The 15,125-nt window shown below is 69.5% G+C and carries 12 protein-coding genes; 4 read left to right on the forward strand and 8 right to left on the reverse strand.

From position 1 onward, the window contains the following. Position 1 precedes the first annotated feature (1 nt). From ACTG9Q_RS04140 to ACTG9Q_RS04150, 3 genes are all read left to right on the forward strand, one after another. Entirely contained in the window at positions 2–1,234 is a 1,233-nt protein-coding gene (locus ACTG9Q_RS04140; protein WP_455571212.1) for a hypothetical protein, read from the forward strand. A gap of 358 nt (positions 1,235–1,592) precedes the next feature. After that, on the forward strand, positions 1,593–5,099 hold the full coding sequence (gene rpoB, locus ACTG9Q_RS04145) for a DNA-directed RNA polymerase subunit beta (protein WP_455571213.1): 3,507 nt from the start codon (positions 1,593–1,595) through the stop codon (positions 5,097–5,099). An 84-nt stretch (positions 5,100–5,183) separates the two neighbouring features. After that, positions 5,184–9,083 carry a DNA-directed RNA polymerase subunit beta' gene (locus ACTG9Q_RS04150; RefSeq protein WP_455571214.1) on the forward strand — a complete coding sequence of 1,300 codons (3,900 nt, stop codon included), beginning with the start codon at positions 5,184–5,186 and terminating at the stop codon, positions 9,081–9,083. A gap of 56 nt (positions 9,084–9,139) precedes the next feature. On the opposite strand, the gene ACTG9Q_RS04155 is transcribed toward ACTG9Q_RS04150, so the two are convergent. From ACTG9Q_RS04155 to ACTG9Q_RS04180, 6 genes are all read right to left on the reverse strand, one after another. Then, positions 9,140–10,384, reverse strand: coding sequence for a glycosyltransferase 87 family protein (locus ACTG9Q_RS04155; protein WP_455571215.1), 1,245 nt, complete (start codon positions 10,382–10,384; stop codon positions 9,140–9,142). A 136-nt stretch (positions 10,385–10,520) separates the two neighbouring features. Further along, positions 10,521–11,114: a hypothetical protein gene (locus tag ACTG9Q_RS04160; RefSeq protein ID WP_455571216.1), complete on the reverse strand. Its 594-nt coding sequence runs from the start codon at positions 11,112–11,114 to the stop codon at positions 10,521–10,523. Between the two features lie 6 nt (positions 11,115–11,120). Continuing rightward, positions 11,121–11,852 (reverse strand): EndoU domain-containing protein, encoded by a 732-nt coding sequence (locus ACTG9Q_RS04165; protein ID WP_455571217.1) that lies wholly within the window; start codon positions 11,850–11,852, stop codon positions 11,121–11,123. Positions 11,853–11,855: 3 nt separating this feature from the next. Beyond that, complete coding sequence (locus tag ACTG9Q_RS04170) at positions 11,856–12,557, reverse strand: WXG100 family type VII secretion target (protein WP_455571218.1); 702 nt, start codon at positions 12,555–12,557, stop codon at positions 11,856–11,858. Continuing rightward, positions 12,554–12,874: a type VII secretion target gene (locus tag ACTG9Q_RS04175; RefSeq protein WP_455571219.1), complete on the reverse strand. Its 321-nt coding sequence runs from the start codon at positions 12,872–12,874 to the stop codon at positions 12,554–12,556. The genes ACTG9Q_RS04170 and ACTG9Q_RS04175 overlap by 4 nt, the downstream gene beginning before the upstream one ends. A 2-nt stretch (positions 12,875–12,876) precedes the next feature. After that, a complete protein-coding gene (locus tag ACTG9Q_RS04180) occupies positions 12,877–13,314 on the reverse strand; it encodes a YbaB/EbfC family nucleoid-associated protein (RefSeq protein WP_455571220.1) in 438 nt (145 codons plus the stop codon). 221 nt (positions 13,315–13,535) lie between these two features. On the opposite strand from ACTG9Q_RS04180, the gene ACTG9Q_RS04185 reads away from it, so the two are divergent. Continuing rightward, entirely contained in the window at positions 13,536–14,273 is a 738-nt protein-coding gene (locus ACTG9Q_RS04185) for a D-Ala-D-Ala carboxypeptidase family metallohydrolase (protein ID WP_455571221.1), read from the forward strand. A 54-nt stretch (positions 14,274–14,327) separates the two neighbouring features. Here the strand turns inward: ACTG9Q_RS04185 and ACTG9Q_RS04190 are convergent, their stop codons facing one another. Continuing rightward, positions 14,328–14,765 (reverse strand): Imm1 family immunity protein, encoded by a 438-nt coding sequence (locus tag ACTG9Q_RS04190; RefSeq protein WP_455571222.1) that lies wholly within the window; start codon positions 14,763–14,765, stop codon positions 14,328–14,330. Positions 14,766–14,768: 3 nt separating this feature from the next. Continuing rightward, on the reverse strand, positions 14,769–15,110 hold the full coding sequence (locus ACTG9Q_RS04195; RefSeq protein ID WP_455571320.1) for a DddA-like double-stranded DNA deaminase toxin: 342 nt from the start codon (positions 15,108–15,110) through the stop codon (positions 14,769–14,771). Positions 15,111–15,125 lie beyond the last annotated feature (15 nt).

Here is a 15,125-nt window from a genome sequence, read left to right on the forward strand (position 1 = left end):
CGTGCCCACGCCCCCGCGCCGCCGCCCCGCCGCCGGTCCGCCGTCCCCCCGCCGCCCCAAGGTGGCGGGCCTGCGCAAGCCCGCTCCCCGCCCCGACTCCCCGCCGGACCTCCCAGCCCCGAACCCCGCGGCCAGGGACGTCACGAATAGGGACGTTGCAGGCAGGGACGTTGCTGGCAGGGACGTTGCTGGCAGGGACGTTGCTGGCAGGGACGTTGCTGGCAGGGACGTTGCTGACACGCGGCGACAGGACGCTCCGGAGCAGGACCCGCGGACGCCGACTGTCCACACCCCGCCTGGTGTCATCCCCCCGGCGAGCACCTCTGCCCCGAAGCCCGCGGGCAAGCCCACCGCTGACGAGCCCGCCGATGGGTCCGCCGACGAGACGGTCGACGACGAGCCCGCCGAGGACGAGACGGCGGCCCCCGAGGCGGCCCGCGCCGACGAGTCCACCGACCTGGACGAGCCCGAGAACGCGTCGCTCGTGGCCTCCGATGGCCTCATCACCGCAGCTCCGCCCGCAAATAGTGACGAAGCTCACGAAAATAGTTCCACCGACGACGGCGCCCCTCGGCGCCCGTCGCCGACTGGCAAGCGGCGCGCCACCGGCCGTCCCGCGCCGTCGGACCTGCGCGGCGCCGAACGGGCGACCAAGGGCGTGACCAGGCGAAAGAAGGTCGACCCGGCCCGTTCCAGCCTCAACCTGGCCGTCGCCCTGGCCGTCTCCGCGCTGCTGTTCGCGGCGCTGGGCCTGTGGTTCAAGGGCCAGGGTGACCGGCTGGCCGAGGGGTTCGACCGCTCCAACGCCGCCTTCGTGGAAGCGGCCGCCACCGCCGAGGTCAAGACCAAGATCATCTCAGCCCTGGAGCGGGCCCTGTCCTACGACTACAGGGACCTCGACCGCACCGCCGCCGCCGTGGACGAGGTCCTCGCGGGCAAGGCCATCTGCGAGTACGAGGCCATGTTCGGCCAGCTCAAGGAGCTGGCGCCCGCCCAGAAGCTCGTCCACACGACGATCGTGCGCGAGCTGGGGGTGCGCCACCTGAGCGAGGACCGGGCCGAGGCGCTGGTCTTCATCGACCAGACCTCCACGCGCGTGGAGGACGAGCAGTCGACCGCCAGCGGGGCGCAGTTGACGGTCAGCGCCGAGCGGGTGGGCGGTACCTGGAAGATCACCGCGTTCGACACGTTCGACCAGCCCCTGCCCAACGGCAGGCCCATGCCGCAGTGCTGAGGCGGCGTACGCGCGAGTGCTCGCACTGCGCGGGCTAGCACGGGTGTTTATGCTGGTCAAGCCGTGATCGGCGAACGGCAGGACACTGCTGCAAAAGTGGTTTCGTTGGCGTGGCATCTTGACTGCGGGGTGTGCTGGGTTCAGGCTGTATCCGAGCAGTGGGTTCCGATCAGGAGGGCCGAGTGAGCGCGGGCCTCGACAGTCGCCCTGTCAGTGGCTAGACTGCCCCTTTGCGCTGCCCATTTTCCGCACGCCCTTTGCCGAGAGCTAGGATGTTGGGCACCACGGCACCCTTGACAGTTGCGTGAGCTGTTGCTAACGCGGCTGTCGACCGCTCATAGTCCTGGAAGGACGCATCTTGGCAGTCTCCCGCGCGACCAAGGCCACGCTTGCGACCAACTCCACCCAGTCCGAGATTCCGGGAGCCCCCAAGCGGGTCTCTTTCGCGAAGATCCGTGAGCCCCTGGGTACTCCCGACCTGCTGGACCTGCAGATCCAGTCGTTCGAGTGGTTCACCGGCGCCGAGGCGTGGTTCCAGCGCCGCGTCGACGCCGGCGAGGAGCAGCCCACGGGTGGCCTTGAGGAAGTCCTCAACGAGATCTCCCCGATCGAGGACTTCTCCGGGTCGATGTCTCTCTCCTTCTCCGACCCGCGCTTCGACGAGGTCAAGGCCTCCGTCGAGGAGTGCAAGGACAAGGACATGACCTACGCGGCGCCGCTGTTCGTCACCGCCGAGTTCACCAACAACACCACTGGCGAGATCAAGAGCCAGACGGTGTTCATGGGTGACTTCCCGGTCATGACGGACAAGGGCACGTTCATCATCAACGGCACCGAGCGTGTCGTGGTCTCCCAGCTCGTCCGCTCGCCCGGTGTCTACTTCGACACCAACATCGACAAGACGACCGACAAGGACGTCTTCTCGGTCAAGATCATCCCCAGCCGCGGCGCGTGGCTGGAGTTCGACGTCGACAAGCGCGACACCGTCGGCGTGCGCATCGACCGCAAGCGCCGCCAGCCCGTCACCGTGCTGCTGAAGGCGCTGGGCTGGACGACCGAGGCGATCCGCGAGCGGTTCCACTTCTCCGAGACGCTCCTGGCGACCCTGGAGAAGGACCACACCGCCGGAACCGACGAGGCGCTGCTCGACATCTACCGCAAGCTGCGCCCTGGCGAGCCGCCGACCAAGGAGAGCGCGCAGACCCTGCTGGAGAACCTGTTCTTCAAGGACAAGCGCTACGACCTGGCCAAGGTCGGCCGCTACAAGGTCAACAAGAAGCTGGGCCTGGTCACCCCGAACTCGACCGGTGTGCTGACCGAGGACGACATCGTCACCACGATCGAGTACCTGGTCCGCCTGCACGCGGGCGACACCACGATGACCTCCGGCGCCGACGAGAACGGCCAGGGCGGCGTCCAGGTCCCGGTCGAGGTCGACGACATCGACCACTTCGGCAACCGGCGCCTGCGCACGGTCGGCGAGCTGATCCAGAACCAGATCCGGGTCGGCCTGTCCCGCATGGAGCGCGTCGTCCGCGAGCGGATGACCACCCAGGACGTCGAGGCGATCACCCCGCAGACCCTGATCAACATTCGGCCCGTCGTGGCCGCGATCAAGGAGTTCTTCGGCACCTCGCAGCTCTCCCAGTTCATGGACCAGACCAACCCGGTCGCGGGCCTGACCCACAAGCGCCGCCTCTCGGCGCTGGGTCCCGGCGGTCTGTCGCGGGAGCGCGCGGGCATGGAGGTCCGCGACGTCCACCACAGCCACTACGGCCGCATGTGCCCGATCGAGACCCCGGAAGGCCCGAACATCGGCCTGATCGGCTCGCTGTCGAGCTACGCGCGGGTCAACCCGTTCGGCTTCATCGAGACCCCGTACCGCAAGGTCGTCGAGGGCCAGGTCACCGACCAGGTCGACTACCTGACCGCGGACGAGGAGGACCGCCACGTCATCGCGCAGGCCAACGCGCCGATCGACGAGCAGGGCAACTTCCTCGAGGAGCGCGTCCTGGTCCGCAAGAAGGGCGGCGAGGTCGAGTTCATCGAGCCCTTCGACGTCGACTACATGGACGTCTCGCCGCGCCAGATGGTCTCCGTGGCCACCGCCATGATCCCGTTCCTCGAGCACGACGCGGCCAACCGCGCGCTCATGGGCGCGAACATGCAGCGCCAGGCCGTCCCGCTGCTGCGCAGTGAGTCCCCGCTGGTCGGCACCGGCATGGAGCTGCGCGCCGCGGTCGACGGCGGCGACCTGGTCACCGCCGAGAAGGCGGGCGTGGTCGAGGAGGTCTCCGCGGACTTCGTCACGATCATGGCCGACGACGGCTCCCGCCGCACCTACGGGATGCACAAGTTCCGCCGCTCCAACCAGGGCACCTGCATCAACCAGAAGCCCATCGTGAGCGAGGGCCAGCGCATCGAGGTCGGCCAGGTCATCGCCGACGGGCCGTGCATCGAAGAGGGCGAGATGGCCCTCGGCAAGAACCTGCTCGTGGCGATCATGCCGTGGGAGGGCCACAACTACGAGGACGCGATCATCCTGTCGCAGCGCCTCGTGCAGGACGATGTCCTGACCTCCATCCACATCGACGAGCACGAGATCGACGCCCGCGACACCAAGCTGGGCGCCGAGGAGATCACCCGGGACATCCCGAACGTCTCCGAGGAGGTGCTCGCCGACCTCGACGAGCGCGGCATCGTGCGGATCGGCGCCGAGGTCAGCGCGGGCGACATCCTGGTCGGCAAGGTCACCCCCAAGGGCGAGACCGAGCTGACCCCGGAGGAGCGCCTGCTGCGCGCGATCTTCGGTGAGAAGGCCCGCGAGGTGCGCGACACCTCGCTGAAGGTCCCGCACGGCGAGTCCGGCAAGGTCATCGGCATCCGGGTGTTCTCCCGCGAGGACGAGGACGAGCTGCCCCCCGGCGTCAACGAGCTGGTCCGGGTCTACGTCGCCCAGAAGCGCAAGATCCAGGACGGCGACAAGCTCGCGGGCCGCCACGGCAACAAGGGCGTCATCGGCAAGATCCTGCCCGCCGAGGACATGCCGTTCCTGCCCGACGGCACCCCGGTCGACATCATCCTGAACACCCACGGTGTGCCGCGACGGATGAACATCGGCCAGATCCTGGAGCTGCACCTGGGCTGGTGCGCGATGCAGGGCTGGTCGATCGATCCGGACGCCGACTGGGCCAGCCAGCTGACCGAGGAGCTCTACGAGGTCGAGCCGAACACGAACACCGCCACCCCGGTGTTCGACGGCGCCAAGGAGACCGAGCTGATGGGTCTGCTGGCCGCCACCCGGCCCAACCGCGACGGCGAGCGCATGGTCGGCGCCGACGGCAAGGCGCAGCTGTTCGACGGCCGCAGCGGGGAGCCGTTCCCGCACCCGGTCGCCGTGGGCTACATGTACATCCTGAAGCTGCTGCACCTGGTGGACGACAAGATCCACGCGCGCTCCACCGGCCCGTACTCGATGATCACCCAGCAGCCGCTCGGTGGTAAGGCGCAGTTCGGTGGCCAGCGCTTCGGTGAGATGGAGTGCTGGGCCATGCAGGCCTACGGCGCGGCCTACACGCTGCAGGAGCTGCTCACCATCAAGTCCGACGACGTGCTCGGCCGAGTCAAGGTCTACGAGGCGATCGTCAAGGGCGAGAACATCCCGGAGCCGGGTATCCCGGAGTCCTTCAAGGTGCTCCTCAAGGAGCTGCAGTCGCTGTGCCTGAACGTCGAGGTGCTCTCCAGCGACGGTGCCGCGATCGAGATGCGCGACACCGACGACGAGGACCTCGAGCGGGCCGCGGCCAACCTGGGAATCAACCTCTCCCGCAACGAGTCGCCCTCCGTGGACGACGTCGTCAACTAGACCTCGCCGGCCGGGGTCCCCTGTGGACCCCGGCCAGCGCCGATCCCCCTGGCCATTGACCCATTATGGGGAGAAGGAACAGCCTTGCTGGACGTCAACTTCTTCGATGAGCTCCGCATCGGCCTGGCGACCGCCGACGACATCCGTCAGTGGTCGTTCGGCGAGGTGAAGAAGCCCGAGACCATCAACTACCGGACTCTCAAGCCCGAGAAGGATGGTCTGTTCTGCGAAAAGATCTTCGGTCCCACCCGGGACTGGGAGTGCTACTGCGGCAAGTACAAGCGCGTGCGCTTCAAGGGCATCATCTGTGAGCGCTGTGGCGTCGAGGTCACCCGCGCCAAGGTGCGCCGCGAGCGGATGGGCCACATCGAGCTGGCCGCCCCGGTCACCCACATCTGGTACTTCAAGGGCGTTCCCTCGCGCCTGGGCTACCTGCTGGACCTGGCGCCCAAGGACCTCGAGAAGATCATCTACTTCGCCGCCTACGTGATCACCTCGGTGAACACCGAGCTGCGGCACAACGACATCCCGACCCTCGAGTCGGAGATGGGCGTCGAGCGCAAGCAGGTCGAGAACCGCCGCGACGCCGACATCGAAGGCCGCGCGCAGAAGCTCGAGGGCGACCTGGCCCAGCTTGAGGCCGAGGGCGCCAAGAGCGACGTGCGCCGCAAGGTCAAGGAGGGCGGCGAGCGGGAGATGCGCCAGCTCCGCGACCGGGCCCAGCGCGAGCTGGACCGGCTCGAGGAGATCTGGAGCACCTTCACCAAGCTCGACACCAAGCAGCTCATCGCCGACGAGATGCTCTACCGCGAGCTGATCGACCGCTACGGCGACTACTTCACCGGCGCCATGGGCGCCGAGGCGATCCAGACGCTGCTGCGCGACTTCGACGTCGACGCCGAGGCCGACATCCTGCGCGAGACCATCCGCTCGGGCAAGGGCCAGAAGAAGCTGCGCGCGCTCAAGCGGCTCAAGGTGGTGGCCGCCTTCCAGGCGACCCGCAACTCGCCGATGGGCATGGTGCTGGACTGCGTGCCGGTCATCCCGCCGGACCTGCGCCCGATGGTGCAGCTCGACGGTGGCCGCTTCGCCACGTCCGACCTGAACGACCTCTACCGCCGGGTGATCAACCGCAACAACCGGTTGAAGCGGCTGATCGACCTCGGCGCGCCCGAGATCATCGTCAACAACGAGAAGCGGATGCTCCAGGAGGCCGTCGACGCGCTGTTCGACAACGGCCGCCGCGGACGCCCGGTGACCGGGCCGGGCAACCGCCCGCTCAAGTCGCTCTCGGACCTGTTGAAGGGCAAGCAGGGCCGGTTCCGCCAGAACCTGCTCGGCAAGCGCGTCGACTACTCCGGCCGCTCGGTCATCATCGTCGGCCCGCAGCTGAAGCTGCACCAGTGCGGCCTGCCCAAGGCGATGGCGCTGGAGCTGTTCAAGCCGTTCGTGATGAAGCGGCTCGTCGACCTCAACCACGCGCAGAACATCAAGTCCGCCAAGCGGATGGTGGAGCGCGCGCGCCCCGCGGTGTGGGACGTGCTCGAAGAGGTCATCAACGAGCACCCGGTGCTGCTCAACCGCGCGCCCACGCTGCACCGCCTCGGCATCCAGGCCTTCGAGCCGCAGCTGGTCGAGGGCAAGGCCATCCAGCTGCACCCGCTGGTGTGCGAGGCGTTCAACGCCGACTTCGACGGCGACCAGATGGCGGTGCACCTGCCGCTGTCGGCCGAGGCGCAGGCCGAGGCCCGCATCCTCATGCTGTCGAGCCACAACATCCTGTCGCCGGGTTCCGGCCGCCCGCTGGCCATGCCGCGCCTGGACATGGTCACCGGCATCTACTACCTGACCACGCTGAAGCCGGAAGGCATCGGCGCGGGCCGCGCGTTCTCCTCGCCCGCCGAGGCGATCATGGCCTACGACCGCGGCGTCATCAGCCTGCAGTCGCCGGTCAAGATCCGCATCACCGACCGCACGCCCGGACCGGGCATGGTCGGTGAGGACTGGACCCCCGGTACGCCGTGGCTGGCCGAGACCACGCTTGGCCGCGTGATCTTCAACGACCTGCTGCCCGCGGACTACCAGTTCATGAACATCCAGCTGGCCAAGAAGAACCAGGCCGCGATCGTCAACGACCTGGCCGAGCGCTACCCGATGGTGGCCGTGGCGCAGACGCTGGACCGGCTCAAGGACGCGGGTTTCTACTACGCCACCCGCTCCGGGGTCACGATCGCCATCTCCGACGTGCTCGTCCCGGCCGCCAAGCAGGGCATCCTGGACGACTACGAGGCCAAGGCCGACACCGTCGAGAAGCGCTACCAGCGCGGCCAGCTGTCGCTGACCGAGCGCAACAGCGAGCTCGTGCAGGTGTGGGCCAAGGCGACCGACGAGGTCGCCAAGGTCATGGAGGACAACTTCCCCGACGACAACCCGATCCCGATGATCGTCAAGTCGGGCGCGGCGGGGAACATGACCCAGATCCGCCAGCTCGCGGGCATGAACGGCCTGGTCACGAACCCGCGTGGTGAGTTCATCCCGCGGCCGATCAAGGCCAACTTCCGCGAGGGCCTGTCGGTGCTGGAGTACTTCATCGCCACGCACGGCGCCCGCAAGGGTCTGGCCGACACCGCGCTGCGCACGGCGGACTCGGGCTACCTGACCCGGCGTCTGGTCGACGTCTCGCAGGACGTCATCGTGCGCGAGGTCGACTGCGGCACCACCCGGGGCATCTTCATGCCGCTGGGCACGCAGAACGCCGACGGCTCGGTGCTGCGCCACCAGCACGTGGAGACCGCGGTCTACGCGCGCTGCGTGTCCGAGGACGTCGCCGACGCCGAGGGCAACGTGCTGCTCAACCGCGCCGACGACCTGGGCGACCCGGCGATCGAGAAGCTGCTGACCTCCGGGGTCACCCGGGTCAAGGTCCGCTCCGTGCTGACCTGTGAAGCCGCGATCGGCGTCTGCGCGACCTGCTACGGCCGCTCGATGGCGACCGGCCTGCTGGTCGACATCGGCGAGGCCGTCGGCATCGTCGCCGCGCAGTCCATCGGTGAGCCGGGCACGCAGCTGACGATGCGCACCTTCCACCAGGGTGGTGTGGCCGGGGACGACATCACCACCGGTCTGCCGCGTGTGCAGGAGCTGTTCGAGGCCCGCCAGCCCAAGGGCAGGGCCCCGATCGCCGACACCGACGGCCGCGTCCGCATCGAGGACGGCGACCGCTACTGGAAGATCACGATCATCCCGGACGACGGTTCCGAGGAGATCGTGATGGAGAAGCTGTCCAAGCGCCAGCGCCTCGCGCTGGGCCCGGACGGCCCGCTGGCGGACGGCGACCACGTGAGCGTCGGCCAGCAGCTCCTGGAGGGCACCCCCGACCCGCACGAGGTCCTGCGCGTGATGGGTCCCCGTGAGGCGCAGCTGCACCTGGTGGACGAGGTCCAGAAGGTCTACCGCGCCCAGGGTGTGTCGATCCACGACAAGCACATCGAGGTCATCGTCCGCCAGATGCTCCGCAGGGTGACGATCCTCGACTCGGGAGCCGCCGAGTTCCTGCCCGGCGCCCTGATCGAGCGCGCCGAGTTCGAGTCCGAGAACCGCCGCGTGGTCGCGGCTGGTGGCGAGCCCGCCTCCGGCCGCCCGGTCCTGATGGGCATCACCAAGGCGTCGCTGGCCACCGACTCGTGGCTGTCGGCGGCCTCCTTCCAGGAGACGACTCGCGTGCTGACCGACGCGGCCATCAACGGCCGCAGCGACAAGCTCGTGGGCCTGAAGGAAAACGTGATCATCGGCAAGCTGATCCCGGCCGGTACCGGCATCAACAAGTACCGCAACATCCAGGTCCAGCCCACCGAGGAGGCCCGCGTGGCCGCCTACGCCATCCCCAGCTACGACGACGGGTACTACACCCCCGACGTCTTCGGCACGGGCACCGGCGCGGCAGTCCCGCTGGACGACTACGACTTCGGCCGCGACTACCGCTAGTCGCCCCGAGTCACCAGGACAGGCCCGCGAGCACCAGCTCGCGGGCCTGTCCCTTTTCAGCGATCGGTGCGACCCGCCACCGCGAGTGGTCTCGGCTCGCTGGTGCGGAGGAATGCCGCTGTGGCGATGAGGATGGCGGCGAAGGACAGGACGTAGATGTTGCCTGCCAGCAGTTCGCCGGGGAGGCCCAGGCGGGTGTCGAGGGACGCCAGGCCCGATGGGGGGATGAGGTTGGTCTCTGGGTCGGGGAAGCCGGTGAGGACGGCCAGGGCGGAGGCGCCGAGGAGGGGGGTGAAGACGGCCGCGCCGCGGTTGCCGGTGGTGGCCAGGTGGGCGCCGTGGAGCAGGAAGGGGACCAGCCAGATCCAGTGATGGGTCCACGAGAACGGGGAGACGGCGGCGCCGGTGAGGCCGCACAGGGACAGGCCGAGGACGTCGTTGCCCTGGGTGTAAGCCTTGTGGGCCAGGAACAGGCCCGTGGCGAACGCGGCCAGGGCCAAGGTGAGCCACGCCGCGGTCGCGGGCGTTCCCTCGCCCAGCAGGCGGGCCACCGTCCCGCGCAGCGAGTGGTTGCTGCCCGAGGCGATCGGGTTGATCCGGCTCACCTCGCCGAACGCCCCCCGCAGCCAGAACCGGATGGACTGGGCGGGCATGAGCGTGAAACCGATCGCGACCGTCGCCGCGAGCGTGCCGACGGCCACCGCCGCCGCCCGGTACCGCCTGGTCACCAGCAGGTACACCACGAAGATCAGCGGCGTGAGCTTCACCGCCGCGGCGAGGCCGATTCCCACGCCCTGCCACTTCCGGCCGCGGTTGCGCAGCAGGTCCCAGACGATCACCGCCATCAGCACGAGGTTGACCTGGCCGAGGGAGACCGTGACCCGGACCGCGTCGAGCAGGAACAGCGCCCCGGTGAACAGCGCCACCACGTGGATGAGCGGGATGTGCGACGCGGGCCCGGCCAGTCGTCGCCAGCACCACGCGATCACCGCGCCGAGCAGGGCGACGTTGCCGACCAGCCACAGGTGGCGGATCGCTTCCAGGGGGATCAGCGTCAGCGGCGTGAACAGGATGGCGGCGAAGGGCGGGTAGACGAACTTCAGCCCGGCGGTGACGCCGCCCTCGTAGAGGGGCGTGCCACGCAGCACCGCCAGGGCCCCGTCGCGGTAGACCTCAAGGTCGACCATGGGCCAGTAGCCCTTGGACCAGATCGAGACGCTGGTCGCGTGGAGCACGCCCGCGATCGCCAGGACAGGAAAGCCCCACCGGGTGATCCAGTGCGTGTTCTCCGCCTGCCTCATTGACCGCGCGCGGTCGGCGTTCGCGTTTCCACTGCGCTCCCAGGCCTGTTCCGCATCAGCCGCGTTCCCGACTCGGGAGCGCGTTCCGGCCCACGATGCACGACATCGGTGGGGTCGGCGATTCGGACGGCCCGGGTCAGGCGGTCCAGACCTGGTGGGCGGCGGTGAGGGCGGCGGCCTGGTACGGGGGGAGGAGCTTGCCCTCGACGACCACCTCGATCTGCCACTTCTCCCGCAGGTCGATCCACAGCGTCGAGGTCAGGCCCGCGTACGCGCGGAGTTCGTCGGTTCCCACCGCGACCTGCGCGACGTACAGCCAGGTCGCGCCGCCCGGCGCCCCCGGCAGGGGCTGGCGCCACGCGCGGCGCAGGCGGCGGGCGCCTTGGCGGGGGGCGGCGGCGGAGAGCAGGTGGTCGGCGCGGGTGGGGTCCGGCGCGCCCGGGGGGGCGGTCGGGCCGAAGCGGTACGGCAGCGGCGGGGCCGTGTCGATGTGGGGGACGGTGTCCAGGTCCGGGTTGGCCGGGTCGCCGAGGAGTGCGCGGATGAGGTCGCGCTCCTCCTGGGTGATGCCGACGCCCTCGTGCGCCAGGTTCAGCAGCAGCGCGTTCTCGGCGGACTCGTCCTCGCCCACCGAGTAGTCCTCGCGCACGGTGCCCAGGACGTCGTCGGAGAGCCTGCCCGCCAGCAGCGCGCACACGGCCGTCGCCGCTGCGTAGGTCTGCACGTCCACGGCGCCCTACCTCGGTTTCCTGTACTCGCCCAGCTCGGTCGTGGTGACGTTGCCCTGGGCGTCCTGGACCACTCTGATGACCTTGTCGCCCTTCGGGCCTTCCCACGTCCAGCTGCCGCTGCCGCCGACATCCGGGTGACTGTACCGAGGCGGGTTGCCCTGCGGCACGCCCTTGGGGGCGGGGTTGGGCGCCGGGGGATTGGTGATCACGCCGGGGTCGGCGCTGTTCACCGGGAACGCCGTGCGGATCTCGCCGTCGGCGAAGACCGTCGTCCTGATCGCGACGCCGTCGACGCGGCCCTCGTAGTTGTAGGCCCAGCGCTGGTTGCCGTCGGCGTCCTTGGTCAGGTACGGGCCCTTCACCGGCGGTCCCTGCTGGGTGACCTGGTGGGACGCGTCGAGGATCTTCGGCCGGTCCCAGCTGCTCGGGAACTCCGTCTTGTTCGAGAAGCCGGTGCCCGCGAGGTGGCCGCCCTGCCTGCCGCCGTCGCCGGTGATGATGTGCGCTTCCGACGTCGAGTTGTGCGAGATCGTGGTCGAGTCGGGCGGCTGGATCGGCTTGGTGGCGGGCGGCGGCTGGTTCGTGCCCGGTGTGGTGGGCTGCGCCGCGCCCGGCTTGCCCGCCTGGGCGGTCTGTCCGGTGGCGTTCTGCGCGCTGGCGATGCCCGCGCCCGCGTTGACGCCGCCGTGGGACTGCGAGGGCTTGCCGCCGCCGGGGTTCTTGGGTTTCGGGGTCACGGCCTACCCGTTCAGGAGCTTGGTGAGGTTGGTCAGGCTGGCGACCAGGGCCATCGTGTACGTGAGGATGCGCCCGGCCCACTTGACCACCGCCGCGGCGATCTGCGCGGCGACCACCGGGATGGTCACCACGAACAGCGCCTCGACGGCCCACACGATCACCCGGGCGACGAGGTCGGCGATCAGGTCGCGGACGATCTCGCGGGTCAGCTCGACCAGCCCGCCCGCGCCCTCGGTGGCCGCCGCCAGCGCCGCGGAGATCGCGGCCAGCCCGCCGAGGGCGTCGACGTTGTTGACCATCAGCGCGCGGTAGGCGTCGGCGGCCTCGCCGCCCCACCCCGGCAGGTCGGCGTTGAGGTGGGCGCCGAGGTCGGTGGACATCGCGTGCAGCTCGGTGGCCATGTTGTTCCAGGTGGACGCGTGCGCCCGGACCACGTCGGGCTTGCCGGTCAGCTCGTCGAGCATCTCCCGCAGCGGTTCGAAGTACTCCATCGCCCAGCCCAGCCCGTTGGCCAGCAGCGCGCTGATCGGGTCCATCACGGAGGCGGCGGTCTCGACCCCGAGCGTCGCGCCCGCGAGGGCGTCGTCGACCCAGCCCTCGGTCTTGATCGCGTCGACCAGGCCCTCGATGCTGTCGGCCAGGCCGGAGCCGGTCCACGCCTCGCGGGAAGACCGGACCGGGGCGACCAGCGAGTCCTCGCTCATCGGGTCCCCTTGCCGTCGGCCGAGTCGATCATGGACGCGTTCGCGGCCTCGATGGCCTCGTACTCCTCGGCGCTGGCCCGCAGCGCTTGCGCGACCAGCGCCAGGTTCTCCTCCACCGACGCGATCAGCTCGTCCTGCCGGGCGTGCCTGCCCTCCAGGACGCCGGAGATCCACCCGCACAGCAGCCCGTAGGCCTGGTCGTCCTGCGCGATGTGCGAGCTGGCCGACTTCACGGCGGCGAACCGGTCCTGGATCGCCGTGATGTTGGCCGCGTGGGCGCGCAGCTGCTCGACGTCGACGTCGTAGCCCTCGGCCATGCTCAGCCCCGCCCGAAGTGGTCGCGGAGGTCGTAGTCCTCGTCGTCGGCGGGCTCCGGCGCCTGGCTGCCGCGCAGGTGCCGCCCGAGGTTGTCGGCGATCGCCCGCCCGGCCGCCGACTCGGCGCCCACCGTCTCGGCGATGATCTCCTGCGACCGGTCGGCCAGCCTGCTCCGCGCCTCGCCGAGGGTGGCCATGATCGTCTGGGCGACGACGGACGGCGCGACCCGCTGGATGCGGTCGGTCAGCCGCAGCTCCGCCAGCGCGCCGGTCGAGTCGACGGTGACCTCGGCCAGCCCGCCCGGGTCGCTCGCGGTGATCCGGACCTCCCGCAGCCGCGCGCTCATCGCCTGGGTGTCGGCGGCCAGCTTGTCGATCCGGCCCTTCCAGGCGGCCAGGCGCTCGCGGGCGCCGTCCGGGTCGAGGATGTTCCCGTCCATGGTCGGAGTCTAGGGAGTGCGGCGTCGGCGTGGAGGGGGAAAAGGATCACCCGCCGGTCAGGCGTTGTTCGCGATGATGTGTCAGCGTCCCGTGTAGACAGCGCCATTCGGGCGCGTCAAGTTCGGCCAACTTGGCGATACAGTTGGTGATTCATTGACGGAGCCGCGTTCGTCCGCCACCCTTCTGCGGTGTCCCACCTGTCCCCATCGGGAGGTACCGCATGATCCGCCGTCTCGCCCGGCTGTTATCCGTACTGCCGCTCATGGCCGCGACGATCCTCGCCACGATGGTTCTCTCCAGCACCCCTGCCGCCGCTGACGGCTGCTACACCTGGGGCCGCACGCTGTCCGAGGGGACGTCCGGGGAGGACGTCCGCCAGCTCCAGATCCGCGTCTCCGGCTACCCCGGCTACGGCGCGGTCCTCGGCATCGACGGCTCCTACGGCCCGGCCACCAAGGCCGCCGTCACCCGCTTCCAGCAGGCCTACGGCCTCGGCGCGGACGGGGTGGCCGGTCCCAACACCTTCAACAGGCTCTACGCCCTGCAGGACGACGACTGCACCCCGATCAACTTCTCCTACGCCGAGCTGAACAACTGCAACTCCACCTGGTCGGGAGGCGCGGTGTCGGCGGCCACGGCGAAGTTCAACGCCCTGGTCTCCATGTGGAAGCTCCAGGCCCTGCGCCACGCCCTCGGTGACCAGTCCATCCGGGTGACCAGCGGCTTCCGCAGCTACTCCTGCAACAGCGCCGTCGGCGGCGCCTCCAACAGCCGCCACCTCTACGGCGACGGCGTCGACCTCGGCTCCGGCCCGCACTCCCTGTGCCGCCTCGCCCAGCAGGCCCGCAACCACGGCTTCAACGGCATCCTCGGCCCCGGCTACCCGGGCCACAACGACCACACCCACGTCGACCACCGCCCCAGCCGCTTCTGGGACGCCCCCAGCTGCGGTATCTGACGGCAAGGTTCCCCCGGGACTCGCGCTCCCGGGGGAACCACCCCTGGCTGTCCGTCACCGCCCCTGCCACACGACACACGTCGGTCGCTTGCCCCCGTTTACCAGCAACTCCGCCATCGCCGCCTTGACGACGTCCAGCGGAACCTCGGAGTTGCCGGGGAAGTCGTGACCGGTGCCGAAGTAGCTGTACTCCACCCCATCGGGGCTGACCCGCTCCCCGACGCTGAACCACTCCGCTGAGTCATCACCGGGAATGGCGGCCCCACCCGAGTACCGAACCACGCCCAGCCCGGTGCCCTTGCGCGCGCCGATGATCACCTCATGGTCGGGCACGGCGTCGGTGTCTTCCGACGGCAGCGCGTAAACCGAGGCGGACTCGTGCTCCCAACCCGCCTCCAGCAATTCGGCGACGAACTCATCGATGTCCTCGACCGTGCGCAGACGCCTGACCGGCGCGTCGTTCTTATAGGCGACTTCGAGCACGAAGCCCATGTCTCAAGCCTTTCCGTGGTAGGTGCGTTTGCCGCCTGGCCAGTAGATCGTGATGGCTTGGCCGGGTTTGAGTATTTGGGGCAGCAGGACGTCACATGACCACCTGCCCGCCGAACACGGCACGTTGTTGAGGGCCAGCGTCACGTGTCGTGTCCAGGCGGCGCGCAGGCGAACGGTGAGCTTGACCTCGACATGGGTAGCCGCCCATAGCTTGCCCCGCGCCGGTGCGATACCCAAGGTGCGTAGCTCCTGGCACGTTCGTGATGTGTTCGAGTTGACCCAAGGCCACGTCGAGTAGCGCCAATGCGTGGCGCTACTCGGGACGGCTGCTGCCTTGTGTGGCAGCGGCCAATAAGCGGC

The sequence above is a fragment of the Actinokineospora lacus genome (assembly GCF_053813445.1).

What these genes read in the sequence shown, in the direction of transcription:
- ACTG9Q_RS04155 (WP_455571215.1), bottom strand. Translation starts at nt 10,384, where the DNA reads ATGAGGCAGGCGGAGAACACGCACTGGATCACCCGGTGGGGCTTTCCT.
- ACTG9Q_RS04170 (WP_455571218.1), bottom strand. Translation starts at nt 12,557, where the DNA reads ATGAGCGAGGACTCGCTGGTCGCCCCGGTCCGGTCTTCCCGCGAGGCG.
- ACTG9Q_RS04175 (WP_455571219.1), bottom strand. Translation starts at nt 12,874, where the DNA reads ATGGCCGAGGGCTACGACGTCGACGTCGAGCAGCTGCGCGCCCACGCG.
- ACTG9Q_RS04180 (WP_455571220.1), bottom strand. Translation starts at nt 13,314, where the DNA reads ATGGACGGGAACATCCTCGACCCGGACGGCGCCCGCGAGCGCCTGGCC.
- ACTG9Q_RS04185 (WP_455571221.1), top strand. Translation starts at nt 13,536, where the DNA reads ATGATCCGCCGTCTCGCCCGGCTGTTATCCGTACTGCCGCTCATGGCC.
- ACTG9Q_RS04190 (WP_455571222.1), bottom strand. Translation starts at nt 14,765, where the DNA reads ATGGGCTTCGTGCTCGAAGTCGCCTATAAGAACGACGCGCCGGTCAGG.